Genomic DNA, 26004 nt, shown 5'->3' with positions numbered 1-26004 from the left:
TTCAACAAAAACCGTTATAAACGCCAAAACATATACACGAACGCACAAAGAGTCCGAGGTGAACTAGGATGGCCGAGAAGAGGAGGAAGAGGGTTGTTATTCTTGGGGCCGCCGGAAGGGACTTCCACAACTTCAACACGTTCTTCAGGGACAATCCCGAATACGAGGTAGTTGCCTTCACCGCGACCCAGATTCCGGACATCGAGGGAAGGATCTACCCGCCCGAGCTCGCTGGAGAGCTCTACCCGAACGGAATCCCGATATGGAGCGAGGACGACCTTGAGAAGATCATCAAGGAGCACGACATCGACATAGTTGTCTTCGCCTACTCCGACGTTTCCCACGAGCACGTCATGCACCTCGCTTCAAGGGCCCACAGCGCCGGAGCCGACTTCTGGCTCCTTGGACCGAAGAGCACCATGCTCAAGTCAAGCAAGCCGGTTATAGCGGTCACCGCCGTGAGGACCGGCTGCGGCAAGAGCCAGACCAGCAGGAAGGTCGCTCAGCTCCTCCAGGAGATGGGCTACAAGGTCGTCGCTATTAGACACCCGATGCCCTACGGCGACCTCAGGAAGCAGATCGTCCAGCGCTTTGCCAGCTACGAGGACCTCGACAGGTACGAGTGCACCATCGAGGAGAGGGAAGAGTACGAGCCCTACATCGACAGGGGAATGGTAGTCTACGCCGGCGTTGACTACGAGAAGATCCTCAGAGAGGCCGAGAAGGAGGCAGACATAATCCTCTGGGACGGAGGAAACAACGACTTCCCGTTCTACGAGCCGGACCTCTGGATAGTCGTCACGGATCCGCACAGGCCCGGGCATGAGTTGAAATACCACCCCGGTGAGACCAACTTCAGGGCCGCTGACGTCATCATCATCAACAAGATCGACACCGCCAACAGGGACGACATCCAGAAGGTCAGGGAGAGCATCGAGAAGGTTAACCCGAACGCCATCGTCATCGACGGCGCCTCACCGCTCTACGTTGACAAGCCAGAACTCATCAAGGGCAAGCGCGTTCTCGTTGTTGAGGACGGCCCGACACTCACCCACGGCGGCATGAAGTACGGAGCCGGCTACATCGCGGCCAAGAAGTACGGTGCCGCTGAGATCGTCGATCCAAGGCCCTACGCCGTCGGCTCAATAGTCGACACCTACAAGAAGTACAGCCACCTCGACGTCATCCTCCCGGCAATGGGATACGGCGCCAAGCAGATCAAGGAGCTCGAGGAGACCATCAACCGCGCTGACGCCGACGTCGTCATCATGGGTACCCCAATCGACCTCAGGCGCGTTATGAAGCTCAACAAGCCGGCCGTAAGGGTCCGCTACGAGCTCGAGGAGATCGGCGAGCCGAAGCTCAAGGACATCCTCAAGGACTTCGTTGAGAAGTGCGAGAAGCTCAAGAAGTGATTTCAAATCCCAGTTTTCTTTTCTATACTCTTTCTTAATGGTAACCTTTTTATGGAGAATAACCCCCGCATACTCGGTGAACGCGATGATGGGAATGGGAATGTTCTTTGCGCTGTGGGGAATTGGAGTGATACTGTGGATAATCAGCCTCGGCTCGATGATCTGGGTGATATACGACGTTCTCACAAAGCAGAAAGCCATGCCAGACGTTGAGAAGGTCATCTGGATAATCGTTGCCCTCTTCCTCGGCATAATCGGCGCTGTAGTGTACTACATCGTTGTCAAGGCCAGCCACAAGTACGAAGAGAAGCAGGTGGATAACATCGAGAATCCGGATGAACCCATAGTGTTCTGAGCGGAAGCTTTTTAGGGATGAACACCTACTCCCTCCGCCCGGGGAGTGCCGCCGAAGGCGGAGCCGATGAACTTGGGCGGGTTATTACCCCCTTATTCTATGAACCAAAGCAGGCAAATACCGTTATGCCAGTGTTCATTTATAAAAGGTGAGAACTCAAAGTTCTCAAAGTTTATAAACTGGTGAGAATCGCCAGTTCTCACTCCCCAACAACCTGCACGATAACACGCCTGTGCCTCGGCCTCACGTCGAGCTCAACGAAGAATATCTGCTGCCACGTTCCTCTAACGAGCCTTCCATCCACCACGGGGAAGCACTCACTCGCGCCCAGTAGAGTGGCCCTGAGGTGGCTGTGGGCGTTGTCGTCTATCCTGTCGTGGAGGTAGCCCTTTCCCCTCGGTATCAGCTCCTTCAAAGCCCTCTTGAAGTCCTCCAGAAGGCCGCTCTCGTGTTCTATCGTTATTATTGCCCCAGTGGCACCTGGTACGAAGACGAGAACCTGGCCGTTCTCTATTCCGCTCTCCTCAACGACCCGCTCAACCTCCGCGGTTATGTCAACCAAGTCTATCTCCCCTTCAGTCGAGAAGCGGAGTTCCTCGGTGTGAACTTTCATACCACCACCCGAGGAGGACTCCAACAACAAAGCCTATTAGGTTTGCGGAGAGGTCGAGGAGCGAGAAGGTCCTGCCGGGGATGAACCGCTGGAGAAACTCAAGGAAAGGAAGCGGAAGAAGATAGGGCCAGCGAGCGTAGCCGATCAGCCCAAGCAGGAGAAACATCGAGAAATGAGCAATCTTGTCGCCGTTATCCAGAGGGGACTGAGGAACGCGCGGGGAGAGATTAGCCAGAAACAGGAAGAGCAGGTATATCACTAAAAGAACATCATTTCGCCTTTTCGTTTTCAAGGGCTCTCACCAGCTTTCTTAGCTTGTCAACTACCTCAAAGGGATCTCTCCCAAAGATGTACACCAATGGCTCTACCCCATGACCGCCTTCATCCACGACAGCATCATATAGCCCAGAGCCAAAAACGGAGGCAATAACCTTTACAGCCTCTTCCTCACTCATTCCGCCTGTTCTGACCCGCACGTATTCAAATCCTGCCCTCTTTAGGGCGTTCTCCACATCCTCCCCGTACCTCAAGTTGATGACGCTCCTTATCTCGGGCCTCAGCTTCCCCACCTCCACCAGTATCCCAGAGGTAAACCTGCTGGCCCCAAACTCAGGAGGCAGGGCGTAGGGTTTGCCCTTGGCGATGGTTATCCTCCCAGGAACCGCCGCAACGTCCTCAGGCCCCATGGGGGATGGAAGGGCGTAGGCAAAGTTGGTTCTAACTTCGGGGATAAGCTCACCGAACCCCCGAAGCTCCAGGAGAGTTCTAAGTGCAACCGCCAGCTTCTCAAGAACCTCCCCCCTGTGCCTCTGGACAGAGTATATAGTGCGGCACGCCTCCTCGCTTATTCCAGCGTACTCGGAATAGAATTTGCACAGAAAACCGCTCTGGAAAAGCTCCACCAAGCGCCTGGAGACCAGGACTACAGCATCCTCCTTGCTCCCGCCGTATATTATGAACTTCCCCACTTCCTCAGCTATCCCATCGATCCTTCCAGCAAGTTCAGTGGGAGGCTTCTTGTATTTCCCGGCCAAGTATTTGCTGACCATCGCTTGAGTGACACCCAAGTAGTCCGCTATCTCCGCCTGCTTAAAGCCCCCTCTATACAAAATTTCGGCTAACTTTCCCCTGAGATATGGCATAATCTCCTCCGCTAAGTACACGGCGGGAGTTCTCATGGCTACCACCAGCCCCTCTAATAATCGGGTTGTTTCTTAAAGACCTGACGGTTATTTCATTGACATTATCATGGCAAAAAATGTTTAAAAACCCATCGATTTTTACACCCGAAGGGCTTCTATGGATTGGAAAGGTCGCGACGTGATAAGCATACGGGACTTCTCGAAGGAAGACATAGAGTTTGTTTTGAAAACAGCGGAAAGGCTTGAGAACGAGCTCAACGAGAAGGGCGCCCTCGATTATGCCCGCGGGAAGATCCTCGCGACGCTCTTCTTTGAGCCGTCAACGAGGACGAGGCTGAGCTTCGAGTCAGCTATGCACCGCCTCGGGGGCTCGGTTATAGGGTTCTCCTCGGCCGCGAGCACGAGCGTCAAGAAGGGGGAAAGCTTAGCCGACACGATAAAGACCGTTGAGCAGTACAGCGACGTCATAGTGATAAGACACCCGATGGAGGGGGCGGCGAGGTTAGCGGCAGAGGTCGCCGAAATCCCGGTAATCAACGCCGGCGATGGGAGCAATCAGCACCCAACGCAGACGCTCTTAGATCTCTACACGATCAAAATGGCCTTCGGGAAGATCGACGGCCTTACTATAGGACTCCTGGGAGACCTCAAGTACGGAAGAACTGTTCACAGTCTTGCGGAGGCTTTGACCTTCTACGACGTCGAGCTCTACCTGATTTCGCCGGAACTCCTCAGGATGCCGAAGCACATAATCGAGGAACTGCGCGAGAAGGGAGTTAAGGTTCACGAGATGACTGACCTTGAGGGGGCAATTCCGGAACTTGACGTCCTCTACGTGACTAGAATACAGAGGGAGCGCTTCCCTGACGAGGAGGAGTACATGAAGGTGAAGGGGAGCTACCGAGTGAACCTCGAAGTTCTGAGAAAAGCGAAGGAAACGCTCAAAGTGATGCACCCGCTCCCGAGGGTCGATGAAATCCATCCAGAAGTGGACAAGACGAAGCACGCTCTCTACTTCAGGCAGGTATTCTCCGGCGTACCAGTGAGGATGGCCCTTCTTGGACTGACGCTCGGAGTTCTGGAGGTGTGAAAAGTGCCTGAGAACCTCAAGATAGAGGTAATCCCCGAGGGAACGGTTATAGACCACATCCCGGCAGGAAAGTGGCTTAAAGTCGTCGAGATACTCCATCTAACAAAGCCGAACGGCGGGACTCTCCTAATAGCCTCGAACGTTCCAAGCAAGAAGCTCGGGAGGAAGGACATTGTCAAGGTCGAGGGGCGCTATCTGAGCGAGGAGGAGGTCAACAAGATAGCCCTCATAGCGCCGATGGCGACGGTAAACATAGTGAAGGACTACAAGATAGTGGAGAAGTTCAACGTTGAGATACCGGACGAGGTCGTTGGAATACTCCACTGTCCGAACCCCAACTGCGTGAGCAACCACGAGTATGTCCTTCCGAGGTTCCGCGTCGAGAGCAGGGAGCCCCTCAAGCTCCGCTGCCACTACTGCGAGAGAACCATAGAGGGAGAAGAGATACTGGGCAACCTCTGAGGAAGACTTTTAACCTTCCCTCCAACTTTTCTCCGATGGTCGAGATAACACCAGAACTCATAGAGAACCTCGTGAGGGAGATACGAAGGGAGAACGGCTTTCCAGACAGTCCGTTCAGGATAGACGAGATCCGCTACGACGAGGAGAACGACAAGCTCTTCATAATCGCCCACGACAGGACGGACAAGAGCGTTATCATCGGCAACAGCTTCGTCATCGGAAAGCTCAGGGAGAGGCTCAAGATTAAGCAGGTGACTGTCTATTCAAACCTCGACCTTGAGATAAAGAGGAGAAAGCTGGAGGAGGCCGAAGAAGCCGTTAAGGGAACTAAGCTTGAGTTTCTCCTGCCGATAATCGGGGCCGAGATGAGGTTTCCTCCAAGGGAATGGCCGGAGGTGAGGGGGGATCTTAGAACCCTGATATTCCTAAGCTTCAACGCGAGGGCTTTAGTCGGCCTTGCCGAGAGGCTCAAGCTTCCCTACACGGCTGTAGGGCTGAGGTACGCGTTCCCAAAACTCGAGTACGAGCCGATTGAAGGGGAACCGAGAGAGCTCTTCTCCCCAGATGAGGAGAAGCTTGCGAAGGTCGCAGAGGAAAAAGGCGCTGGATTAGTTCTTGCAGATTTTCCCTTCGGCCTGAGATGGAAGGGAGATGCAGCTCTCATGAACCCGTTCCGCTTCCTCCACATAGGGTTTTTTGAAACCAAGTACCTCTTCGGCTTCGAGTGGCCAACGGTCATCGATAAAAACACCCTCGTCGAGTTCGTTGTTGATCTGACGTACGAGGGCCTTATGGAGTCAACGGACGGGGCAAACCTGATATGGCGTGCCTGGAGGCGGAGGAAATGATAATAGGCGTCGTAGGTAAGATAGCGGCCGGAAAAACAACTGTCGCGAAATTCTTCGAGGAAAAGGGCTTCTGCAGGGTTTCCTGCAGCGACCCTCTGATAGACCTGCTCACCCACAATACCTCCGACTACTCATGGATTCCTGAGCTACCTGAGAGAAGTGAGCCAACGAGGGACAGGCTGATAGAGTTCGGAAAGTACCTGAAGGATAAGTACGGTGGCGACATCCTCATTCGCCTCGCCGTCGACAAGAAGAGGAACTGCGAGAACATCGTCATCGACGGCGTCCGCTCGCGGGAGGAGGTCGAGGCTATCAAGCGGCTCGGCGGGAAGGTTATCTACGTGGAAGCAAGCCCAGAGATAAGGTACGAGCGGCTGATGAAGAGGAAAGCCAAAAAGGACAAGGTCATTCAGAGCTTTGAAGACTTTCTCAGGATGGATGATGAAGAAGAGAAGCTCTACCACACGACGAAGCTCAAGGGGATTGCCGACTACGTGATCGTGAACGAGGGGACTCTAAAAGAACTCAGAGAAAAAGTCGAGGGAATAATAAGAGAGGTCACCCCCTCCTGACCCAGAGGGCGAGGGAGAGCGAAGCTATCAAAACCAGAAGAAAGGACAGCCAGGGAGGGGACATGGCTGTTTCACTGGCCTCCTTGATCAAAGAGACCTCAAGATGGAGAGGGGAATACTGCACATCCAAAGACCCGTAGCTCACTGGAACGCTCGAAAAGCTCACGTTCAAAGGCTCAGCCTTCAGCTCTACCTTGCAGGGCTTCGTCTCCATGCCGACTTCTTTGAACCCGAAGTTCTCGGGGTCGATGTTTTCGCTATCAAAGATCGTTACTATGCTTCTGTTATCAGCCGTGTATTCGGCGATGCCCCTGGGGGATAGGATGGCATAGGTAACGTTGTCCCCCAGAGGTTTGATGTAGGCTTTACCACCTTTTTCATCCGGCTCAAGGATCCCAAGGGAGACGTTGATCATAACAACCCTGAAGCGGGAATAGGCTGGAGAATTGGAACCGGACAGCTCCTCGAAGGTAAAGTTGTCCAAGAAAGTGCCGTAAATCATCCCCGGGTTCTCCAGCGTGCTTCTGGAAGAGGGGTAAAAGTGCTTCCCGGGCAAGGGATTCGTCGAGTTGAGACAGGAGACGACTTTTCCATCCTGAACGCGGACGGTTGTCATCCACTCGAAGCTCCACTCGTTCGGACGGTCGTTCAGGTAGTACAACGCCCGGATAACGCCGCCGCTTCCGGTTGGGTAAATGTATGAGTAAAGGGCTCCTGGCAGTTTGGTTCCATCATGGCCAACGAGGGAGCTGGGAAGCGTGTAGCTCCAGGCACTTTCAACGGCCCCGGAAGGGGAGACTTTAACCACAGCGAGCTTTCCATCGCTGAGATTCATTCCCATTGAAAGCCAGCCGTCTCCGTGCTCAGAGAGGAACTCTTTAACGTCCCTCACGTCCAGAACTTCAGCGGAGGCGACGTCTCCCGAGGGGCTCATGTTGAGGAGCATGGGCGCTGTATGAATCTCGGAACCGCTCCATCTGAAGATCAACCCGAGAATCAGAAAACCCGATTCGCTCCGGATCGCGTTAATGAAGGTCCCGCTGTAAACGTCGGGTAGGCTTACGTTGTAAAACCTGACCCAGAGGGGTTTCCCGGATTCGTCGACCTTCATGGCCAGGGGGAAGGCATTCTCGGCCCCTGCAACTTCTCCGAGCAGGAGAAAGCCGTCGTCGAGAGGGAGGGTAGTGGAGAGAATAATTCCCCTCCCAGCGGAGTAGTTGTAGGCCCATTCAAGGCTTCCATCCCTCGAAACCTTCATGAAAACCCCGTAGTAAGGCCGATGAAAGCCCCGCCAGAAGGCCGTGGCGTAGCCGGCGTAGTAGTTTCCAGCGGGGGTCACGTGGAGCTCGTAGCCGGTACTTTTAAGGACAACCGCACCCGAAACGAAGGGAAGGAGGAGCATCCCGATCATGAGAACTCCGAGAGCTTTCTTCATTACTACCACCTGAGAATCCTGAAAGTCCGCAGTTTAAAAGTATTTCGGGACGCTAGGGCTTTTAAGAAAGGAGACAAACTTTCGAGGGGTGAAAGTATGAAGCTCCTCATCATAGCCCCCTGTCTGCTCAGTCCCTTCTACGTCTACCGCGGGCCGAAGGAAAAGGAGTACGAAACTGCCAAAAAGTTGAGGGAACTCATAGGAAAGCTCGGAGACGAGTGGCAGATCCTAGCCTATCCCTGCCCAGAATACGAGCTGATCGGCTGGCCGCGTGCCCCCGCCAGCAGAGAAGTCTACGAGAGGCTCGGCATGAGGGAGAGGGTGAAGATCATAGCGGATTTCATTGGCAGGGCTCTGACCGAGGAAAAGCCGGAGAAGGTAGTTTTTGTCGGCGTTAAAGGCTCGCCCACCTGCGGTGTCTTCCACACGAGCTCCAGCGACCCGGATAAGTATCCATACACAGACATGCAGGAGTTCTTCTACCTGAGCAAGGAAGAGAGGATAAAGCGCTCAAAAGAGCTCGTAAAGGAGGGAAACTTCGAGCTGAAGCCCCTGCCGGGAATACTCTTTGAAATACTCACGGCCAGGTTCCCAGAGGGAGTCTACGCCGAATTTGACAAGGAGGATATAAAGGGGAGCCTCAAAAGGCTTGAGGAGATACTATAGAGAAATTATCCTCTTCCACCGAGAGCGTTGAGGATTATCCAAAAAAGAATGGGCTGGGGGAGGCAAAAAGTTCGTCAAGGAGCAGAAAAAAACGGTAAATGCAATAAACTGAAGATAAACGTCCAAAACGCTTATATAACTTTATCTCATACCCTTTTTTATGGCATTATATAGCACGCCGCATAAACAATGGCACGTAAAAACATGAGATGGTTTACCTTAAGTTGGGATGGGATGAGGCAGGATGGACCCAACCATACTCCTCATCGGGCAGTCCCTTAACGTAGGGGCAAAGCTATTCGCATCTCTTTATCTGTTCCACTCTTACCGGCACTCACTAAGAAAGTCAGCCCTTATTTTTGCCTTTGTACTTTTAACCTCCTCACTTTCAGTTCTGGGAGAAATAACAGGAGTTAAAGAAGTCCCAGCAATCATGGAGGCACTGTCAGCGTCACTCCTCTTTTATGGCAGCCTAACACTCATAGAAGAAGAGTTTTCACTCACCGTCGGCAGAGGCTACTACGTTTCCATAACCCCACTTTTTCTGACGGTATACATGCTCGCCGTCACGCGCTCAGGCAACTTCAGCTGGTTTGCCGCCCTGAGCGTTGCGTACGCGAGTTCAGGGCTGTTCTTTTTGCTTTCCGGTGTTTTAATCGCGGATCTGGGAGGCATCTACGGAAGGTGGACAAGGTATCTTGGAAGCATGCTCATCCTGTACGGACTACATAAGATGGACTATCCCTTCCTCCGCCCAGTTGAGTGGTTCGCACCTATAGGGTTCTCCATAGCGGCATTCCTGGTCGTTCTCATTGCGTATTTCTTTGTGAAGTTCGCCAGCCATGAAGAATTCATGAAACCCCACTCCGAAGACCTTAATACAGAGGGAAAATTAAAAGCTGGACTCACCCTGGTGACCTCCGAAGAATACGAGAAGCTCCTCCAGACATACCACGATCATCCAGTACTGGTCTTTACCCGGAAACCTCGGGAGATGCCAGAGAAATGGACGGTGTACCCCCTAAGTCAAGTAAATCAGGGGTATACTATAAACCCCACAAACCTACCAAAAATCACGGAAATCGTGAACAAACACCTCAGAACCGCTGGGAATGAAGGTATAGTTATTGTTGACGGTGTTGAGTATCTCAGCATGTACAATGGCTTTAACGCGATTGCCAAGTTTCTCAGCACGCTGAGGGACATAGCTTACGCCAACAGAGGGAGGGTGATTGTAGTAACGGACAGCAAGGTATGGGACGAGAAGGAGTGGCACATCCTCCAGAGAATTACAGGATGATCGTCACCATGAATCACAGAGATACCAGCAGCGCTCCTATAACTATCAACAGCGCTCCCACAGCGGATCTCAAAGTGAACTCCTCCCTCAGAACAATCCACGCAAGAACTATCGCGAGGGCAACGCTCGTCTTGTCTATCGCGATGACGGCCGTGGTTTTTCCGTTCTTTATTGCCATAAAGTAGAAGAGCCAGGAAAGAGCCCCAGCGAGGCCCGAGAGGGTTACTAAGAAGAGGGCGCGGTGGTCAAAGCCTGCTGTGTTCGTCTTGCCCGTTATGAGCGCGACGAAAAGGAGAAAGGCGAACATTATGAACGCCCTGATAACCGTAGCTACCGTTGAATCGACGTCCCTAAGGCCAAGTTTTCCAAAGATCGGAACCAAAGCGGCAAAGAAAGCCGCGAGAAGGGCGTAAATAATGTAGAGAGGAATTTTCACTGTCAAGCCTCCGAGATGGCCTTCTTTACAAGCTTTTCGGCCTTCTCCATCAGCTCCTTTGCCTTCTCCGCTGTATGGGCCTCAAGGGTTATCCTCATTATCGGCTCGGTCCCGCTCGGTCTAAACAGTATCCACCACTCTGAGTTCTCTATCCTGATCCCATCGATGTCTATCAGCCTGTCGTAGTCAAAGGCGTTCAGGGCCTCGCGGGCTATTATCTCCATTGCCTTTGCCTTCTTCTCGTTCGGGCAGGGGATCTTGGCGCGGAGGGTTGCGTAGCGCGGGACTTCCTTTGCCAGCTCGCTTATCGGCCCCAGCCTGTCGATCATCTCCAGAACCAGAGCCCCGGCGAAGATTCCGTCCGGAGTGAGGTTCCACTGCGGGATTATCCAGGTTCCGCTCGGCTCGCCGCCGAAGATTCCCCCATGCTTGGCAAGCTCGTCGGCAACGGCAACGTCCCCAACGCGAGTCCTTATAACCTCCCCTCCGAGGGGCCTTACATAGTCGTCCAAAGCGAAGCCCGCATCAACAGTCGTTACGATCTTCCCCTTCCCAAACTTCCTCAGCATGTAGCCCGCTATGAGCGAGAGCATGACCTCGTATTCGACGAAGTTTCCCTGGTCATCAACGACCCCAATCCTGTCGGCGTCACCGTCGTGGGCTATCCCAACGTCCGCTTTCATTGCTTTAACGGTCTTTGCCAGTGCGGAAAGGCTCTTTGAGTTAGGTTCAAGCTCCCTGACGAAGAAGCCGCTCGAGTGGGAGTTGAGCGAGATTACCCTGTTGCCGAGCTCACGCTGGAGGTAGGGACTTATGATAGAGCCTGCACCGTTTCCGGCATCGAGAACTACAGTGTAGGAGTTCTCAAGCCCGATGAACTTTAATGCCGCTTTTATGTACTCCCCACGCGGATCCGCAGTTCTGAGCGCTCCAATCTCGTTCCAAGATGCTTTTTTGAAGTTTCCGGAGTCCATTATTGCCTCAAGCTCGTTCTCCATCTCCGGAGTGTAGGCCATACCGTTGGCCTGCCAGACCTTTATGCCGTTGTATTCCGGTGGATTATGGGAAGCCGTTATGGTAACCCCAGCATCTGCTCCATAGAGCTTTATCGCAAAGCCCGTGAGTGGGGTTGGGGATAGACCAATGTCAATCACGTCAACGCCCGCGCTTAGGAGTCCACTTATAACCGCAGATTTGATAACCTCTCCGCTCGTCCTCGTGTCCTTGCCGATGACGACGGTTCCGCCGTCAAGGTAAGTTCCAATGGCCTTTCCAACTTTAAGGGCCAGCTCCGGCGTCAGCCTCTCGTTGAAGACCTCCCTGATTCCGCTGGTTCCAAAGTACTTCCCCATGATGACCACCCGTGAGAGTTATGGTTGTGAGTATGGAATGGGCAATATAACCTTTCCGCCGGGAGCATGGATAGAGGTTAACTTTCCGAGAAAAGAAGAGAACACAAAAAGCAGAGAACTCAAAGGGCCGAGTTCACGGACCGAATGTCGTCAGCTCGTTCCCATCTGGATCAAGCACGTGGAGAACGACGTCTCCGTTCAGCCTCTCCTCAAGGCCCGAGACCAGCTCAAGGTACGTGTCCTTCGCGGAGTTCGCCTCGTCAACGGTGGTGAATGAACTCATGGCCCTAACGTGGTAGGTGGAGCCGCTCTTTTCAAGGATCACGTCCCACGGTCCCTGTCCAGCGAAGCCCACAAGGTAATCCAGGACTTTTCCGGCTTCCTCCTGGCCAATGCCTGAATACCACACGTATATCCTGCTGTTCTCGAGGTAGCGGTACCTGCTCTCTGCTGAGATGAGAACATCATTGTCCGGTGAGAGGTACTGGAGAACCACAGGTTCTCCGTTGAAGACGTCCTGCGAGAGACGGGAGGCTGCAAGAGTTATTGCGAACTTCATCTGTCCACCCATCTCGTCAGAGCTCTTGTAGGGCGTTACTATCCCGACTTTGTAGCGGCCGTTCGCTTTCTCCAGGTAGACATCGGTCTTTCCAGTTACATCAAAGTAGTTGTAGATGAAGTTTATGACCTCCTTCGCTTGACTCATAGATACATCGCCGGAGTAGTGAACCGTAACGTCGTTTATCGTGAGCGTTTTCTCGGTCTTAACGTTCGTCTTTGGGTTCTCACAGCCGCTTGCGAGCACCACAACCACGAGCAGCAGGGCCGAAAGCGCGTAGAGCTTCCTCATTTTCCCACCTCACTTCTTCACGAGCCTGTAGATTCCGACTTTCACGGTGTAGCTATCGACGTTAGTCGGGCTTTTGTAGTCAACCCGCACCTGGAAGGCCTTGCTCGAGCCGTATATCATGCTGTCCGTTTCCGACTCAGTTAGGACGTTTCCGTTCTCGTCCAGGATCGTTATCTTCTCCACGGTTCCGGTGCTGCTCGCGTTTATGTAGTACTTCCCCGGCTCAAGGACGTGTGAAAGGTAGAAGACGTCGCCGCTGACGGTTTGGGTCTTTACTTCAACCGGAACCTTCTCGTAGAAGGTGTTGTAGTAGTACTGCATGCCGAAGATTCCCGCAACACCAAGGACTAACAGCACTAGAAAGCCAACGAGGAGCTTTTTAATGAGTCCCATATATCTCACCTCCGTTACCTTTAAAACCCAAAGAAGCCCCCTCCCTTGACCTTAACGCCGAGGCCGGAGAGCTTCTTCTTTATCTCCCGCTGGTTCATGTTCCCGGAGAACTTGCTCTTCTCCTTCCACTTTATCTCCATCTCGTCCTTCTTGCCCTCGTCAGGGTTGCCGCTCTTGAGCTTGACCTCCTTTATCCCGTTCAGAGGGATCGAGAAGTTCTCAGAGGCCTCACTGGCTATGTCCTCGGGAGACATCTCGTAATAGCGCTCGTGCATCGTCCAGCCGGAAGAGATTCTCTTGAAGAAGCCGTCTCCCCTCGCCTTCGCCTCCTCTCTCGCCTTCTGAATCATCTCCTTCTTCACGTGGGCGATGATTATCCTCTGGTCTGTGACAACAAGGTTTACAAGAGCGTTCTTCAGGAAGCCCTTGTGGTACTCCAGGTTGGGTATAACATAAACCACTTTCTCCATATCAAACACCTTCCCATTTTCTTTCCAATCTCATCAAACAAGCCTCCTAATGAGCATTAAAGCCAGCTTTGCAAACAAAACAAGGAGAGCTAACGCTACCAAAAGAAGGAAAAGGCCCAGAAGCGGGCCGAAGACGTGGAGTCCGGTTAGGGGTTCCGTCTCAGCCCCCTCCAAAGTTTGCGTACCTTATGGTTATTCTGTGGGAGCAGTCGCCGATTTGCTCATGGGATATGAGCTCAAAAGCGGTAAGCGTTCCGTCGGAGTTGAGGTTCACGTAGAGGTGTCCCGCCTTTATCTCGCCGCTCACTTCGTTCACTGGATAACCTGAAGTCGGCACCATGTTCGGGTCCAGGGTATCGAGGCTCCCCTCACCGAAGTCAATCCAGTGGCCGAGCAAAGCCGGATAATCAACGCACCACGGTTCCACGGCCACGTCAACGTCCTTCCACATGTCAGCTCCTATCTCGTCGGAGCCCTTCACCTCGCCTGTGGAGAACTTTATCGCCACCGCCCCATTGGTGTCGAGGGTTGCATTTCTGATTTCTCCCACCTCCCCGCTGGAAGCCGCGGAGGTCGTTGAGCTCTGGAAAGACTCGTAGCAGGCCCTGGCCTTCTGGTATTTTGCGTAGGCTTCCTGAATCTTCTCATCGCTCGCGTTGTTTGCCTGGAGGGAGGTGACGTTGTTGTAGGCCTGGACGAAGAGCTTGTAAGCCTCCTCCTTGCTTGGGGCGCACTTGGACCCGCTATCTTTACCGGCATTCCCAACGCTTACGTGGACTATGCTGGGAAGTTCATCTGTCGTGATTTCTCCCGAATGGAGCTTCAGTAGGTCGTCGCTTGAAGTGGACACTGTTAAGCTCCCGTTGTCGGCGAGGTAGGTTATTGAGATCTCCTCAACCCAAGGGGCATCCTCGAGGATGAGGAAGCCCATCCCGAAGTAGTCCCTCCAGAAGCCGTCCCCATCGGCGAGGTACTCAAGTGTGACGCTGGCGGTTTCGTTGGTGATCGTGACGTCCTCGACTATGACATCGAATATCCAGAGGTCGGACTCGACCTTGAACTCCGGTCTTCTTATATCCTCAAATTCGGGGTTGTCGAAGTCGCCGTTGTCTATGGTCAACCCCAAAATCGGCTCGCCGAGATAGTAGGCCTCGACCCTAACGTCATCGACCGGATTTGCCTCGTAGGCCTTCTTGGCTATCTCGTAGGCCATCCCCATCAGGGCCTCGCCTACGCTCGGGGCCTCGAACTGGACGAGGGTTCTCCCGCTCGACAGCGATACGTAGGCATCCGACGCACCCATTGAGATGACCGACTGCCTGAGGTTCTGGGCATCGCCGGGTGTGAGCCCGTTGCTGAAGCTCCCTGAACCTGAGCTTCCGGAATAGGGGTTGTTGTCGGGGACTTCGATATAGCCATTGAAGTAGAGGTATCCAGCAATCAGGAGTAGGAGCAGGAAGATGACCTTTCCCTTCATATCTTACCCTCCCCGTAGAGCCTGTTGATGTAGTAGCGTATCCTCGTCTCCTGGTCTCTGTAGTCCCCTTTGGACTGGGCGTTCATCGTCTGAACCTTGTGGTCGTAGCTCGTCTCCTCCTCAACGTCCGCTATGGTTCTAAGTATGATGTCCCTGTACTTCATGCCGAGCTTCTTGTAGAATAGAGCCCTCTCGGCCGTCTTCCTGAACTCCCACTCGTAGTCGTGGGCGAGGCACTTCTTGAAGCCGGTTCCGAGAGCCCCTATCGTGAGCTCCAGCGGTTTGGTTACGGGGCTTGAGGGAACCGCGTTCTTGTAGGGGGAAAGGGATAGCTCCCTGTCCTCTATCCCAGACATTTCGTTGTAGCTCTCTGCACTCCCCTTGCTAACGTGCAGGTCGCTCATGGTTTTCTGCGTTGCTGAATCCCCCTGGAAGATCTGTGAATCCTTGTAGGCCTTGACGTAGTCCTTAAAGAGGCCGACCGGGGAAGGCATGACCTTCTCCACTAAACTGTCGAGGGCACCCGAGGCCGAGTCAATGACGTTGTCAAGGGCCTTGCCGGTGTAATATTTGAGCTTAAACCACAGGGAGGAGCCCTTCTTGGCCTTCACGTTCTCGTCCTTCTGGAAAACCTTGACGTCCTTTCCGTAGGGAGTTTTGATCTCAACGGCTTCAAGGCCCTCAGCGCTCCCTATTCCCTTGAGCCTGTCAAGGGTTGCCTTCATCCTGAGCTTCGCTGGGCCGCTGAGAACGGGGCCACTCCTAATGCCCTTGAAGAGGTTTCCAAACTTCGATGGATCGCCGGCCGTTACCTCTCCACCCGACTGTTGGCCCGAGGATGTGCCAAACCCCCCAGAGGTGCCGGTGGAAGATGTCGGGGGCGCGCTGGGGCTTGAAGTTTTCTCCCTGAGGTATACGGTTATGCTCCTCTCAACGTCGTTTCCCGCTTCATCCTTGGCGTATGCCTTTACAACGCCGGTAACGTTCCCGAGGTATCCGGGCCCTAAGGTCACGGTTACGGATCCAACTCCACCGTTCCTCCCGAGCTTTGGCTGGAGCTCCCCGCCGACCATCACCACCTTCGGAGAGCCGCTCTCGTAGTGCGCCCCCGCGTAGGTCAGGTCGCCGTCGGTGACCTTGACCCGTATCTCGAACGTCAGGGGCTTCCCCGGCTCGAAGTAGATCGTTTGGCCGTCCGCAGGGGAGAGGATGGAAACCTCCGGCGGGCCGGCCGGAGAAGTCGTCGCGGTCTCTGTCTCGGTGACGTTGGCGGAAGGGACTCCCGATACCTTCTGGAGAACTAGGTTGTATATGGATGGGCCCAGAACGAGGGCGGTGTCAAAGGTCGTGTTGTCCTCGTCCTTGCTGTAGACGTACACCCAGACCTTGACAACTGGACTTCCCGAGGAGCACATGTAGGACGGATCGTCGGCGCATGAATAGCCGCCGATTATCTTTCCCGCTGTGTAAGTGGACTCGTGCTCCACCAGAACGGTCATGCCCCCATTGGGGTAGGTTATGTTGTCCCTCCTGTCGGTTGGGCATTCAAGGGTATAGGCCATCTCGTCACCCTGAAGATGACAGTTCTCACCAGCCTGGGGGACGGTAAACTTGTACACCGAAAAGGCAGGGGAGGGCTCCGAAAACCCCCTAACGATGTGAACCATCACGCTGACGTATACCTTAGCGACTCCACCGTAGATTCCGGTGTATTCCATTTTGGCCTCGTGGGATGGACAGTCCTCCCAGCCGAGGTCTTCACTCGCCTGAATGCCGGATAAACCCAGCGCGGCCAGCTCTGAGACAGTGGGAAAGTACACCCTCGTCTCATCGGCCGTAAGACACGCGCTTGAAGTGCCAGCCGCCGGTGGAATTTTCAAAAGCAACGGTGCCATGATGAGAAAAACAAGAACCTCACGTCTCATTTTCCACACCTCTCAATGAACCAGAACGGAACACTCAAAAGGGGCCCGAAAGGCCCAAAGTAGTTCACATTCTTCACATCCATCGCCTTCCCAAGAAACCACCCGCGAAATAGAAAAGCGGGACAGGTTCCTTTTGTACAAGTTACGCACTTCTGGGTAATAAGCATTTCGCAAAATAAAATTCGATAAAAAGGAGAAATTACAGAGAATTTCTCCGGAGTTTATCGGCCAGCTCGACCAGCTTTCCTGCCCGCTTCAGAGATATCTCTTTCTCCACCTTCCCCTCACGCTTTATCCACGTGCCCACAATGAAGCCGTCGGCGTGTGGCCAGAGGGCAGGGAGATTGTCGTAGCTCGTTCCCGATCCCACTATCACCGGGACTGGCGAGATTTTCTTCGCGAGCGCGAGCTTCTCAACGTCAACAGGCCTTCCAGTTGCCTTCCCGCTGACCACAACTGCATCCGCCAAGCCCCTCTCAACGGTGTCGAGGAGGGCGTCCTCAAAGTCACCGAAGTGTACCGCATGCTTCACGTGCACATCGGCGAATACCTTTATCTTTGAGGGCAGTCTTTTCCTCAGCATCGCAAGCTCGTGGGCTATGCCCTCTATTACTCCCTGGTCGGTGTAGGCGACGCCACTGAGGACATTCACCCTTATGAAGTCCGCCTTTACTGCGTAGGCTATTGAGTAAGCGGCAATCCCGTCGTTCCTGAGGACGTTTACGCCCAGGGGGATGGACGTTTCATCGCGGATAGCCTTCGCCACCACTGCCATAGCGGCGACAGTGGTTTTGTCGGCGTACTTTGGAAACGGAACGTCGCCGAAGTTCTCCACCATGATCGCGTCGAAGCCCGCTTCCTCCAGCGTTCTCGCGTCCCTCAGAGCGGCCTCTATCACGCTATCAAAGTCCCCATCGTAGAGGTACGAGCCGGGAAGGGGCTTTAGGTGAACCATCCCTATGAGGGGCTTTCTCTCGAAGTCCATGCTATCACCACCTCTAACGTATCCGCCGGGATAATTAAACCTGCCGGAAGGTAGATATACGATGAGCGCGAAGGGTATCCAGGTGAAGGAGATGGGACTTGAGGAAAACCCCAAACTACCAAAGTCAGTTTTGAGACACCTTGAACCAAACGAAAGGGTGCTGTTCTCGATCAGAAAGAAGATAAGCCTCGAAAAGCCGAAGTGGCTTCTCGTTACCGATAGAAGGATAATATACCTCGATGAGAAGGTTTTCGGGAGGTACGACCTCAAGGCCCTCCCATACCAGAAGCTCGAGCAGGTAACGGTAAAGCTCGGGGTCATGAGTTCGGAGTTCATAATCCAGGGGGAGGAGGAGATAACGCTCAAGCTGGGCTGGATGAACAAGGAGGAGGCAAGAAAGGCCATAAACGCCATAAAGGACGCCCTTAACGCGATAGCAGTTGAACCCGTGTCGATAGAGGTCAACAAGAGGTTCACGAGTGAGACGTGGGTTCTCAAGAAGCCGAAAGAATTCATAACGAGGACGATGCCGGCTTATCAGCCGGCCCAGGCCCCCGTTCAGGTGGAGAAGGAAGACCCAATGGAGCAGCTGAAGAAGCTCAAGGAGCTTCTGGACATGGGCGTCATAAGTCAGGAGGAGTACGAAGAAAAGAGGAAAAAGCTCCTCGAAAAAATTTAACGCCTCTTGAGGAAGAGCGCCAGCAACGGGAGCCCCGCGATGAAGGCGGGCCCGCATATCCCACCTTTTTCTGATGCAGACGTTGTTGTTGGAGTCGTCGTGGTTGTTGCGGTCGTGCTCGGGGTCGTTTCCTGAGTCGTTGCAGTCGTGGTCGTAGTCGTGGTTGCCATTGTGGCTGTTCCCACACTGATAGTCGTAGTTGTTGCAGTCGTTGTTGCCGTTGTGGAAGTGGTTGTAGTCGTTGTGGTTGTCGTGGCCGTTGGCCTCGGGAGCGGCCCGGGCTCAAGGACTGTCGTCCAGTTGGCCGTTCCGTGGTAGATCCTTCCGGTCGGCTCAAGCTCCTCCCAGGGAAGGCCGTCGTATAGCTCGACCTCGAAGGAGGTGCCGTTGGGCAGGGGGGCAACGGTGAAGTAGTAGCCGGTGTCGGATTTGAGGAGGGGTCTCGGCTCCGAGAGCTCCGGGAGGTTCCCCTTTATCCAGAGGTAGCCCTTGAGGTCGCCGGCGGGGATGGCTATGAGGGCCGGAATCTCGTTGCCTGAATAGTACCTGAGCTTTACGTGGTTGCTCTCGCCATCCGGGGTGCGTATGTAGACGTCAATCCATCCCTGTGGGTTCTTAAGTTCGGGAAGGATGAACGCAACAGTCCCGTTGCCCCAATGGGTGACGTTGGCCTTCACTCCTCCAACGAAGACCTCCCCTCCAGCCCCAAACGCGGCTCCTCCCAGGACTATCTCGTCCCCGGGCTCCGCCGCGTAGGGCGTTATTGAACCGATGAGGGGCTTTTCCTGCCTCCCTTCCCTGTGGAAGACGAGCACTTTGCTGGAAGGTATGCTGAGGGACGCCGTTCCATTTCTGACCTCCATTCCCACACCGTAGAGGGCATCGGTGTAGTTTCCATCCGGCCAGTTGAGGGTCAGGTTGAGCTCTTTCTCATTCCCCTTGTTGACCGCCACCAGGAGGGAGTGGTTCCCGAAGGTTCTCTCGAAGACCCAGATTCTATAGTCAGCGTAGAGCGTTCTGAAGTCACCGAAGGCGAGGGCGTCGTTGGCCTTTCTGAGCTCAGCAAGGGTTCTGATTATTCTCGCGGCCTCCGTCGTGTTGTTGAAAACCATCATGGGCCTGTTGTATGGGTCGCCCTGGCCATCCTTGCTGACGAGGTAGCTCTCGTCGCCGTAGTAGATCACCGGGATCCCCGGGAGCGTCATGGTGAGGGCGAGGGCCATGTGGAACCTGTCCCTGTTGCGGTTCATGTTGAGGAACCTGACGAGGTCGTGACTGTCGAGGAAGTTGATGGCCTTGTTCGGATACACAAAGCGGGAGTAGTAGCCGGTGAGGGTCTTGGAAAGGCGCTTCAAGCTCCCTCCATAGGCGAAGGTGTTGGCCAAGGTCTCCCTGATGGGGATGCTGAGGAGCGGGGTAACGTTGGAGTACTGGTAGAAGTAGAAGAGGTCGTCCGTTTCATCGGGCTTCGTGTTGTAGTACTCACCGTAGATGAAGAGGGGCCCCTTCCTGTAGAGGGATAGGTAAAGGGTCTCCAGCCAGCCGAGGTCCATGTGCTTCACTGCATCGACCCTGAAGCCGCAGGCCCCGGCATCGGCAAACAGTTCAGCGCCCTCCTTGAGGTAGCCGTCAACCCACGGGTTGTGCTGGTTGAAGTCGGCCAGGCCGTAGAGGTTCGCGTACTTGAGCTGGAAGCCGTACCACTCGCCTATGTCGCCGTTGTGATGGTAGATGTGCTCTTTGCTACCAGTATACGGGTTTACCTTGGCCCTATCCTCGTCGTGGAGGTAGTCGGCCACCCTTGTGCCGTTGTCGTAGAGGGCCCCGTAGGAACCGGCGGTGGCGGGGTTGGAGTGGTTGGGGACGTAGTCTACTATGACGCATATCCCGCGCTTTCTCGCCTCCTCGACGAGCTTCCTGAACGTCTCCCAGGTTCCAAAGTGCTCCTCGATCCTCTTGAAGTCCTGCGGCCAGTAGCCGTGGTACGGTGCCGAGGCGTAGGCCATCTTGTTTATGTTGTCGTTCAGCGGGGACACCCAGATCATATCAACCCCCAGGCTCTTTATGTAGTCAAGCTTCTGGATCAGACCTTCCAGGTCTCCGCCCCAGTACATACGATAGTCCGTGTGCGATGCATCGTAGAAGGGCTCGTTGTTGCTCTGGTTTCCGTCGTAGAACCTGTCCACCATGACTTGATAGATGACCCCACGCTCGGGAACGGAGTACTGAGCGCTCACGGGCGCGAGGAAGCCAGTCAGCAAAAAGAGCAGGAGGAACACCCCAAGTCTCTTTCCCATCTAAGTATCACCGAGGGTGGTAGAGAAAGGGGGTTAAAAGTTTAACTTTATCCCTTCAGGACTTCCTCAACCTTAAGTCTGTACTCCTTCTCAAGGAGCTCCGGATTGGCGGCCTTGATAACGCTGAGAACGAAGTCCGAGCCATCCCTGTACCACTCGGCCACCGTGGTGGCTATCTCCTCGAACATCGGGAGGAAGCTGGGCTCAATCGCATCCACAACGTCCCGATTTATGAAATAGACGGCTATCCTGGAGGTGTCGCCAACGAACGTGGAGACCGTGGCAAGGAAAGACAGCAACTCCCTCTTAGTGAGGAGCAGGGGGAACTTGTGGACCCCCAGAACGGGGTTTATGTACTCCTCCCTCAGATTGGGAATCCTGCCGACCACGTTCCGGTAGTGGTTCACAGGGATAGAGTACTTGTCCACGTCCAGTCTTTCCACGACCGTTCCCGCCTCAATCTTTCCCCCGCCGATCTTTATAACGAGCGCACTTCCAGGCTCGAAACCGAGGGCCTTCATGCCGCTGACGAACTGGGGATAGGTATCTACGATGTCATCGATGAGAACCTGCATGGAGTTGGCCGAGCAGAAGTTCTGAAGCAGGTGAAACAGCACTTCGGGATATGACGTCGACTGATACTCAATTATAACCGTCTCCCCGAACTTCAGGCCAGAGAAGAACGACGATAGATCCTCAGGCACGGCTCCCACCCAGGAACATAATAGACGACAACAGTTATTAATGTTTCCTTTCGATCGAGGGTGATGTTGATGATGGGGTCACGGTAGTTCAAAATTGTAGGATGTGAGAGGATGGAGGAGAGAATCCTGAAGATGGCGGAGAAAGCGGCCGCCAAACACGGGGTTGAGTACTTTGAGATCCGAATAGCGAGGGTCAGCGCGGTTTCGGTATCGATGCAGAACGGCCAGCTGGAGGGCCTTTCAAGCGACCTCGAAAGGGGAATAAGCGTGAGGGCTTTCAAAAACGGCTGGGGTTTCTCATCGGCCAACGACCTTTCCAGGGCGGAGAAGGTCATAGAGACCGCCATGAAGATAGCCAAGCTCTCAAAGGGAAACTCAGGGATATACAAGGGGGACCCTGTTGAAGATCGAGCCGAGCTCGCGGGAAGGATAAAACTGGAGGACGTCGATCTTGAAGAGAAGCTCAAACTTGTGAAAGAAGCAGATAAGCTCCTTCAGGGGGAGAAAATAAAGAACAGGGGCACGAGCTATGGGGAGGGAACGAAAGAGGTGCTCTATCTCAACTCCGTGGGGAGCGAGATAAGAACGCTGACTTCCCGGGTGAGGCTCAGGCTCACGGCAACGGCGATGGAGAACGGGAGCATGCAAGAGTACTGGAAGGCCTTCGGAGGAACCGGGGGCTGGGAGATCATCGAGAGGGTAGACGTTGAGGAGTGGACGGACTTCGTCTCCAGAAAAGCCAGAGAGCTCCTGAAAGCCGAAGCTCCCCCCTCTGGTGAGTTCGACGTTATCATGGATCCGGAACTCACTGGTGTTTTCATCCACGAGGCCGTTGGCCACGCGGCAGAGGCGGACGCAATCAAGAACGGGGAGAGCATATTCATCGGAAAGCTAGGTGAGAGGGTGGGCATCGACGAGCTAACGGTTGTGGACGATCCAACTTTACCAGAAAAGTTCGGATCCTACACATACGACGACGAGGGAATAAAAGGAAGGAGGGTCGAGATCATCAAGAAAGGGATCCTCAGCGAGTACATGACCGACAGGGAAACGGCGGCAGTTCTCGGTCTGGAGCCCAACGGACACGGGAGAGCCCAGAGCTACGCCCACCAGCCCCTCGTCAGGATGAGCAACACCTACGTTGAAGCTGGAAGCTGGAAACCTGAGGAGATGTTCGAAGAGGTGAAGCACGGCCTCTACATGATAGGGGACAAGGGGGGAGAAGTCGACGTCGCGAGCGGCACCTTCACCTTCGGGGCCCGGGAGGGATACATAATAGAGAACGGGGAGATCAAGACCCACGTAAAAGATGTCTCGCTCTCCGGGAACCTGCTTGAAGTGCTGAGGAACATAAGGGCAGTGGGAAGGGACGTCGAGGTGAGCTTCCCGGGCTACTGCGGCAAAGGCCAGTGGGTTCCCGTGGACGACGGCGGGCCGCACGTCCTAACGAGGGCAGTAGTTGGAGGGCTGAGGTGATGGGAATGGAGGCCGTTGATGCTCTGATAGGAATACTCGAAAGGAAAAACCTGGAGTGGGAGATCTACTGGGAGAGCGGAAGGAGCGGATCTTTCAGGATAGAGCGGGAGAGGCTTGAGAGATCCCAGAGGAAGTTCTTCTCCGGGATCGGACTTAGGGTCGGTATCAACGGGAGAACCGGCTTCTCATACGTGACCGGCCTCACCCACGATAGGGAAACCCTGGAAGGGCTCGTCAAGAGGGCGGAGAAGCTCGCCAAAGTAGGCTCCGTCCCGTTCAGGGGATTTCCAAGTGTGGAGGGAAAGCTTCCAGCGATTAAGGGGCTCTACGACAGCAGAATAGAGGAGATGCCCTTTGAGGAAGCCTATGAAATGGCCGAGGAGTACTCGGGGATGATGGCCGAGTTAAAGGAGAAGAAAGGAAGGGAGTACACGTTCTCAGGCGGATTGGGCCTCGCCTTCGTGAAAAGGGGTCTGGTGAATTCCAACGGGGTGGAAGTAGGGGACGGGAAGACGGGCCTCTCCCTCTGGGCGTACGCAGTCAGAAAGGGAAACGGGTCTGGAAACGGCTACCACTCCCAGAGCTACACGGGTATAGACGGCTTCGATGAGGCGGGGAAAATCATAACGAAGGCCCTCGATGATGCGGATGCAAGCTATTCAGCTAAAAAGCTCGAACCTTTCTCAGGGGAGGTCCTAATCGAGCATTATACCCTTCAGAGCCTTGTATACCTCTTCCTTGAAAACCTCTACGGGGAGAGCGTCTACTACGGCCGTTCGCGCTTCTCCACGGAGAACATCGGAGATGAAGTAACATCAGAAAAGCTCACCATAATCGACGACCCCACGGTGGAGGGTTCCCCCGGAAGCTATCCGTTCGACGGAGAGGGTTCTCCAGGAAGGGGGAAGGAGCTTATCAGCGGGGGAAAGTTAAGAAACTTCCTCCTCGACCACACGTACGGAAGCCTTCTGGGACTGGGATCAACGGGAAACGCAGTCAGGGACTTCAGAACGGTACCCCACATAGGGACGAGCAACATCTTAGTAGGCCCTGGGGAGGAGGGCCTAGAGGACTGGGATGGAGTTATCGTCTCGAAGGTCTTCGGGGAGCACACGGCCAACCCAGTGTCAGGGGACTTCTCCCTCACCGTCGAGCTGGGTTATTCAGTCAGGAACGGAGAGATAACGCCCTTCAGGGGCAACATGATAGCCGGGAACGTTTTCAAGGTTCTAAAGAGGGTATCAAGGGTCGGAAAAGAGATGGAAAGAAGTGGGGCCTTCTACGGCCCAAGGGTGGCTTCAGAGCTGAGGATAGTCTAGCGAACTATCATCGTCGGAATGTGGATCATTCCAACGACCTCCTCGAGGAGCGAGCCTATCCTGGTCTTCCCGCTCCTCCCGTAGGCGCCCATGACCACCATGGTGTAGTTCCCGGAGTTGGCCTCTTCCAGTATCTTCTCTTTTGCCAGCCCCTCCACTATCCTGAAGGAGCAGTTGACGCCCTCCTCCTGGCAGAGCTCCATGAGGGTCGTCATTATGTTCTTGATGCCCTTCTTCATGTCCCTCCATATCTCCTCCTCGAACTGCTCTATGTGGTCGAGCCTCTCGCTGAACATGCTCAGGTTGAAGGCCATCGCCTTCGCTTCCCTCCTGTCCAGGACCGAGAAGAGGATGACCTTGCCCCGCTTTTTCTTGGCCACGGCAATCGCATGGAGGGCCGCCTTCTGGCTCCACTTGGAGCCGTCTATGAGGACGAGTATCTTAACGCTCATTCTTCACACCCCCACATAGTGAAGCCACAGAATACCCGTTCCAACCGCCACGGTGGCGAACATAATCGTGAGGCCGATCTTGAGGAAGTCGTTGAAGGTTATCCTTATCCCCTCCTTCCCTGCTATACCAATGACGACAACGTTGGCGCTGGCACCTATTGCAGTTCCGTTGCCTCCTAGACAGGCCCCAAGGGAAAGGGCCCACCAGAGCGGGTAGGTGTTTATCGAAGTCCCCATGGCCTTTATCAGAGGGATCATGGTGGCCGTGAGGGGTATGTTGTCGACTATGGCGGATGATATGGCCGAGAACCACGTTATTATCAGTATGGCCTCCCCGGTTGAGTGGACGTAGCCCATCATCCAGCTCGCGACGTCGCTGATGACCCCCGTCTCAACGAGGGAGCCAACTATTATGAACAGACCAACGAAGAAGAATATCGCCGTCCACTCGACCTTTTCGAGTATGTGCTCCGGATCCTGCCTGCTCCAGAGGAGCAGGAAAGAAGCGCCGCTGAGGGCCACAACGGCCGGCTCAAGTCCCAGTCTGTCGTGGATGAAGAAGAGTGCCACGACTGACAGTATAACGACCAGAGACTTCTTGAAGAGGGAGGGATCCTTTATGGCGTCCTCTTCCTTAAGGCCGTTTATGATCGACAGCAGTCTCTCCCGCCTTTTCGGGCTCACCCTCATCTCTCCCCTGTAGGCGAGGTAGATTATAAGCACGGTTATGAACAGATCGAGGAAAGCTATCGGCCCCATGTTGATCAGGAAGTCGTTGAAGCTCAGTCCCGCCGCTGAGCCGATCATGATGTTGGGGGGATCCCCAATCAGCGTCGCGGTTCCTCCTATGTTCGAGGCGAACACCTCGGAGAGGAGGAAGGGTATGGGATCCACCTCCATCAGGCGGGTTATGTAGATCAGCATTGGCGTGAGGAGGAGAACCGTGGTCACGTTGTCGAGTATCGAGCTGACCAGGGCAGTCACCACGGAGAACAGGAGAAGCACCTTCATGGGGCTCCCCTTGGCCAGCTTGGCGGTCTTTATGGCGATGTACTCAAAGAGCCCGCTCTCCTTCGCCGTGTTGACGACTATCATCATGCCTATGAGGAGGAATATCGTGTCCAGATCAAGGTACTCAGGAATGGCCTCCCACGGCACCACCTTCAGAAAAAGGACCACCGCCGCGCCGAAGAGGGCAGCTACCGTTCTGTGAACCCTCTCGCTTATTATGAGGGCGTACGTAAAGAGGAACACGAGGACCGCCACTGCGAGCTGAACATCCATGAACTCT

Annotated in this window: 27 protein-coding genes; 11 read left to right on the top strand and 16 right to left on the bottom strand. The window is 54.4% G+C overall.

Features of this window, described 5'->3' with window-relative positions:
* Nucleotides 1-68 precede the first annotated feature (68 nt).
* Together A3L09_RS02110 and A3L09_RS02105 are read left to right on the top strand one after the other, a co-directional pair.
* On the top strand, nucleotides 69-1415 hold the full coding sequence (locus A3L09_RS02110) for a cyclic 2,3-diphosphoglycerate synthase (protein ID WP_088857412.1): 1347 nt from the start codon (nucleotides 69-71) through the stop codon (nucleotides 1413-1415).
* Nucleotides 1416-1500: 85 nt separating this feature from the next.
* A complete protein-coding gene (locus tag A3L09_RS02105; RefSeq protein ID WP_088857411.1) occupies nucleotides 1501-1770 on the top strand; it encodes a PLDc N-terminal domain-containing protein in 270 nt (89 codons plus the stop codon).
* A gap of 199 nt (nucleotides 1771-1969) precedes the next feature.
* On the opposite strand, the gene A3L09_RS02100 is transcribed toward A3L09_RS02105, so the two are convergent.
* The 3 genes from A3L09_RS02100 to A3L09_RS02090 are packed head-to-tail and all read right to left on the bottom strand — an operon-like array spanning nucleotide 1970 to nucleotide 3561.
* Nucleotides 1970-2383 (bottom strand): secondary thiamine-phosphate synthase enzyme YjbQ, encoded by a 414-nt coding sequence (locus A3L09_RS02100; protein ID WP_088857410.1) that lies wholly within the window; start codon nucleotides 2381-2383, stop codon nucleotides 1970-1972.
* Nucleotides 2346-2642 carry a VanZ family protein gene (locus tag A3L09_RS02095; protein WP_232473559.1) on the bottom strand — a complete coding sequence of 99 codons (297 nt, stop codon included), beginning with the start codon at nucleotides 2640-2642 and terminating at the stop codon, nucleotides 2346-2348. The genes A3L09_RS02100 and A3L09_RS02095 overlap by 38 nt, the downstream gene beginning before the upstream one ends.
* Nucleotides 2643-2652: 10 nt before the next feature.
* Nucleotides 2653-3561 carry a thiamine-phosphate synthase family protein gene (locus A3L09_RS02090; RefSeq protein WP_088857408.1) on the bottom strand — a complete coding sequence of 303 codons (909 nt, stop codon included), beginning with the start codon at nucleotides 3559-3561 and terminating at the stop codon, nucleotides 2653-2655.
* Between the two features lie 121 nt (nucleotides 3562-3682).
* Here A3L09_RS02090 and pyrB point away from each other — a divergent pair, with 121 nt between their 5' ends.
* The 4 genes from pyrB to A3L09_RS02070 are packed head-to-tail and all read left to right on the top strand — an operon-like array spanning nucleotide 3683 to nucleotide 6497.
* Nucleotides 3683-4615 (top strand): aspartate carbamoyltransferase, encoded by a 933-nt coding sequence (gene pyrB, locus A3L09_RS02085; protein WP_088857407.1) that lies wholly within the window; start codon nucleotides 3683-3685, stop codon nucleotides 4613-4615.
* A gap of 3 nt (nucleotides 4616-4618) precedes the next feature.
* The gene (gene pyrI, locus A3L09_RS02080; RefSeq protein ID WP_088857406.1) at nucleotides 4619-5077 is read left to right on the top strand and encodes an aspartate carbamoyltransferase regulatory subunit; all 459 of its coding nucleotides are present in this window, start codon (nucleotides 4619-4621) and stop codon (nucleotides 5075-5077) included.
* Between the two features lie 35 nt (nucleotides 5078-5112).
* Nucleotides 5113-5925, top strand: a complete 813-nt coding sequence (locus A3L09_RS02075) for a hypothetical protein (protein ID WP_088857405.1) — start codon at nucleotides 5113-5115, stop codon at nucleotides 5923-5925.
* Entirely contained in the window at nucleotides 5922-6497 is a 576-nt protein-coding gene (locus A3L09_RS02070) for an AAA family ATPase (protein ID WP_088857404.1), read from the top strand. Before A3L09_RS02075 ends, A3L09_RS02070 begins: the two co-directional genes overlap by 4 nt.
* Here A3L09_RS02070 and A3L09_RS02065 read toward each other — a convergent pair.
* A complete protein-coding gene (locus tag A3L09_RS02065; RefSeq protein ID WP_157727184.1) occupies nucleotides 6484-7941 on the bottom strand; it encodes a hypothetical protein in 1458 nt (485 codons plus the stop codon). The genes A3L09_RS02070 and A3L09_RS02065 overlap by 14 nt on opposite strands.
* Nucleotides 7942-8028: 87 nt before the next feature.
* Between A3L09_RS02065 and A3L09_RS02060 the strand changes: the two genes are divergently transcribed.
* Nucleotides 8029-8598: a hypothetical protein gene (locus A3L09_RS02060; RefSeq protein WP_088857402.1), complete on the top strand. Its 570-nt coding sequence runs from the start codon at nucleotides 8029-8031 to the stop codon at nucleotides 8596-8598.
* A gap of 244 nt (nucleotides 8599-8842) precedes the next feature.
* A complete protein-coding gene (locus A3L09_RS02055) occupies nucleotides 8843-9898 on the top strand; it encodes a DUF835 domain-containing protein (protein ID WP_088857401.1) in 1056 nt (351 codons plus the stop codon).
* 13 nt (nucleotides 9899-9911) lie between these two features.
* Here the strand turns inward: A3L09_RS02055 and A3L09_RS02050 are convergent, their stop codons facing one another.
* From A3L09_RS02050 to A3L09_RS02015, 8 genes are all read right to left on the bottom strand, one after another.
* Nucleotides 9912-10334: an EamA family transporter gene (locus A3L09_RS02050; RefSeq protein ID WP_088857400.1), complete on the bottom strand. Its 423-nt coding sequence runs from the start codon at nucleotides 10332-10334 to the stop codon at nucleotides 9912-9914.
* 2 nt (nucleotides 10335-10336) lie between these two features.
* The gene (glmM, locus tag A3L09_RS02045; protein WP_088857399.1) at nucleotides 10337-11686 is read right to left on the bottom strand and encodes a phosphoglucosamine mutase; all 1350 of its coding nucleotides are present in this window, start codon (nucleotides 11684-11686) and stop codon (nucleotides 10337-10339) included.
* 133 nt (nucleotides 11687-11819) lie between these two features.
* A complete protein-coding gene (locus A3L09_RS02040; protein WP_088857398.1) occupies nucleotides 11820-12536 on the bottom strand; it encodes a hypothetical protein in 717 nt (238 codons plus the stop codon).
* Nucleotides 12537-12545: 9 nt separating this feature from the next.
* Nucleotides 12546-12929, bottom strand: a complete 384-nt coding sequence (locus A3L09_RS02035; RefSeq protein WP_088857397.1) for a hypothetical protein — start codon at nucleotides 12927-12929, stop codon at nucleotides 12546-12548.
* A gap of 20 nt (nucleotides 12930-12949) precedes the next feature.
* Nucleotides 12950-13399 carry a hypothetical protein gene (locus A3L09_RS02030; RefSeq protein WP_088857396.1) on the bottom strand — a complete coding sequence of 150 codons (450 nt, stop codon included), beginning with the start codon at nucleotides 13397-13399 and terminating at the stop codon, nucleotides 12950-12952.
* A gap of 160 nt (nucleotides 13400-13559) precedes the next feature.
* Nucleotides 13560-14876, bottom strand: a complete 1317-nt coding sequence (locus tag A3L09_RS10935) for a hypothetical protein (RefSeq protein ID WP_198362280.1) — start codon at nucleotides 14874-14876, stop codon at nucleotides 13560-13562.
* Entirely contained in the window at nucleotides 14873-16801 is a 1929-nt protein-coding gene (locus tag A3L09_RS02020; RefSeq protein ID WP_088857395.1) for a hypothetical protein, read from the bottom strand. The genes A3L09_RS10935 and A3L09_RS02020 overlap by 4 nt, the downstream gene beginning before the upstream one ends.
* A 199-nt stretch (nucleotides 16802-17000) precedes the next feature.
* Nucleotides 17001-17786: a BtpA/SgcQ family protein gene (locus A3L09_RS02015; protein WP_088857394.1), complete on the bottom strand. Its 786-nt coding sequence runs from the start codon at nucleotides 17784-17786 to the stop codon at nucleotides 17001-17003.
* Between the two features lie 91 nt (nucleotides 17787-17877).
* Between A3L09_RS02015 and A3L09_RS02010 the strand changes: the two genes are divergently transcribed.
* A complete protein-coding gene (locus A3L09_RS02010) occupies nucleotides 17878-18465 on the top strand; it encodes a PH domain-containing protein (RefSeq protein WP_088858951.1) in 588 nt (195 codons plus the stop codon).
* Here A3L09_RS02010 and A3L09_RS02005 read toward each other — a convergent pair.
* Entirely contained in the window at nucleotides 18462-20762 is a 2301-nt protein-coding gene (locus A3L09_RS02005) for an alpha-amylase family glycosyl hydrolase (protein WP_088857393.1), read from the bottom strand. The genes A3L09_RS02010 and A3L09_RS02005 overlap by 4 nt on opposite strands.
* Nucleotides 20763-20809: 47 nt before the next feature.
* Nucleotides 20810-21466: a DUF257 family protein gene (locus A3L09_RS02000; RefSeq protein WP_088857392.1), complete on the bottom strand. Its 657-nt coding sequence runs from the start codon at nucleotides 21464-21466 to the stop codon at nucleotides 20810-20812.
* Nucleotides 21467-21577: 111 nt separating this feature from the next.
* On the opposite strand from A3L09_RS02000, the gene A3L09_RS01995 reads away from it, so the two are divergent.
* Both A3L09_RS01995 and A3L09_RS01990 read left to right on the top strand, forming a co-directional pair.
* A complete protein-coding gene (locus A3L09_RS01995; RefSeq protein WP_088857391.1) occupies nucleotides 21578-22942 on the top strand; it encodes a TldD/PmbA family protein in 1365 nt (454 codons plus the stop codon).
* The gene (locus A3L09_RS01990) at nucleotides 22942-24261 is read left to right on the top strand and encodes a TldD/PmbA family protein (protein ID WP_335755342.1); all 1320 of its coding nucleotides are present in this window, start codon (nucleotides 22942-22944) and stop codon (nucleotides 24259-24261) included. Before A3L09_RS01995 ends, A3L09_RS01990 begins: the two co-directional genes overlap by 1 nt.
* Here A3L09_RS01990 and A3L09_RS01985 read toward each other — a convergent pair.
* Together A3L09_RS01985 and A3L09_RS01980 are read right to left on the bottom strand one after the other, a co-directional pair.
* Nucleotides 24258-24713, bottom strand: a complete 456-nt coding sequence (locus A3L09_RS01985; RefSeq protein WP_088857389.1) for a universal stress protein — start codon at nucleotides 24711-24713, stop codon at nucleotides 24258-24260. The two genes, A3L09_RS01990 and A3L09_RS01985, sit on opposite strands and share 4 nt — an antisense overlap.
* Nucleotides 24714-24716: 3 nt before the next feature.
* On the bottom strand, nucleotides 24717-25997 hold the full coding sequence (locus A3L09_RS01980) for an ArsB/NhaD family transporter (protein ID WP_088857388.1): 1281 nt from the start codon (nucleotides 25995-25997) through the stop codon (nucleotides 24717-24719).
* Nucleotides 25998-26004 lie beyond the last annotated feature (7 nt).

Origin of the sequence: Thermococcus profundus (assembly GCF_002214585.1) — an archaeon.
In the GTDB taxonomy this organism is placed as follows: domain Archaea; phylum Methanobacteriota_B; class Thermococci; order Thermococcales; family Thermococcaceae; genus Thermococcus; species Thermococcus profundus.
Note: the sequence above shows the minus strand (reverse complement) of the source record. Positions and strands in the feature narration are given on the sequence as shown.

Excerpts from the sequence above, each read along its gene's own strand:
- pyrB (WP_088857407.1), top strand. The coding sequence starts at position 3,683 with ATGGATTGGAAAGGTCGCGACGTGATAAGCATACGGGACTTCTCGAAG.
- A3L09_RS02030 (WP_088857396.1), bottom strand. The coding sequence starts at position 13,399 with ATGGAGAAAGTGGTTTATGTTATACCCAACCTGGAGTACCACAAGGGC.
- A3L09_RS02040 (WP_088857398.1), bottom strand. The coding sequence starts at position 12,536 with ATGAGGAAGCTCTACGCGCTTTCGGCCCTGCTGCTCGTGGTTGTGGTG.
- A3L09_RS02100 (WP_088857410.1), bottom strand. The coding sequence starts at position 2,383 with ATGAAAGTTCACACCGAGGAACTCCGCTTCTCGACTGAAGGGGAGATA.
- A3L09_RS02015 (WP_088857394.1), bottom strand. The coding sequence starts at position 17,786 with ATGGACTTCGAGAGAAAGCCCCTCATAGGGATGGTTCACCTAAAGCCC.
- A3L09_RS02060 (WP_088857402.1), top strand. The coding sequence starts at position 8,029 with ATGAAGCTCCTCATCATAGCCCCCTGTCTGCTCAGTCCCTTCTACGTC.
- A3L09_RS02070 (WP_088857404.1), top strand. The coding sequence starts at position 5,922 with ATGATAATAGGCGTCGTAGGTAAGATAGCGGCCGGAAAAACAACTGTC.
- A3L09_RS02020 (WP_088857395.1), bottom strand. The coding sequence starts at position 16,801 with ATGAGACGTGAGGTTCTTGTTTTTCTCATCATGGCACCGTTGCTTTTG.
- A3L09_RS01980 (WP_088857388.1), bottom strand. The coding sequence starts at position 25,997 with ATGGATGTTCAGCTCGCAGTGGCGGTCCTCGTGTTCCTCTTTACGTAC.
- A3L09_RS02010 (WP_088858951.1), top strand. The coding sequence starts at position 17,878 with ATGGGACTTGAGGAAAACCCCAAACTACCAAAGTCAGTTTTGAGACAC.
- A3L09_RS01990 (WP_335755342.1), top strand. The coding sequence starts at position 22,942 with ATGGGAATGGAGGCCGTTGATGCTCTGATAGGAATACTCGAAAGGAAA.
- A3L09_RS02075 (WP_088857405.1), top strand. The coding sequence starts at position 5,113 with ATGGTCGAGATAACACCAGAACTCATAGAGAACCTCGTGAGGGAGATA.
- A3L09_RS02055 (WP_088857401.1), top strand. The coding sequence starts at position 8,843 with ATGGACCCAACCATACTCCTCATCGGGCAGTCCCTTAACGTAGGGGCA.
- glmM (WP_088857399.1), bottom strand. The coding sequence starts at position 11,686 with ATGGGGAAGTACTTTGGAACCAGCGGAATCAGGGAGGTCTTCAACGAG.
- A3L09_RS01985 (WP_088857389.1), bottom strand. The coding sequence starts at position 24,713 with ATGAGCGTTAAGATACTCGTCCTCATAGACGGCTCCAAGTGGAGCCAG.
- A3L09_RS01995 (WP_088857391.1), top strand. The coding sequence starts at position 21,578 with ATGGAGGAGAGAATCCTGAAGATGGCGGAGAAAGCGGCCGCCAAACAC.
- A3L09_RS02110 (WP_088857412.1), top strand. The coding sequence starts at position 69 with ATGGCCGAGAAGAGGAGGAAGAGGGTTGTTATTCTTGGGGCCGCCGGA.
- A3L09_RS02035 (WP_088857397.1), bottom strand. The coding sequence starts at position 12,929 with ATGGGACTCATTAAAAAGCTCCTCGTTGGCTTTCTAGTGCTGTTAGTC.
- A3L09_RS02105 (WP_088857411.1), top strand. The coding sequence starts at position 1,501 with ATGATGGGAATGGGAATGTTCTTTGCGCTGTGGGGAATTGGAGTGATA.
- A3L09_RS02005 (WP_088857393.1), bottom strand. The coding sequence starts at position 20,762 with ATGGGAAAGAGACTTGGGGTGTTCCTCCTGCTCTTTTTGCTGACTGGC.
- A3L09_RS02090 (WP_088857408.1), bottom strand. The coding sequence starts at position 3,561 with ATGAGAACTCCCGCCGTGTACTTAGCGGAGGAGATTATGCCATATCTC.
- A3L09_RS10935 (WP_198362280.1), bottom strand. The coding sequence starts at position 14,876 with ATGAAGGGAAAGGTCATCTTCCTGCTCCTACTCCTGATTGCTGGATAC.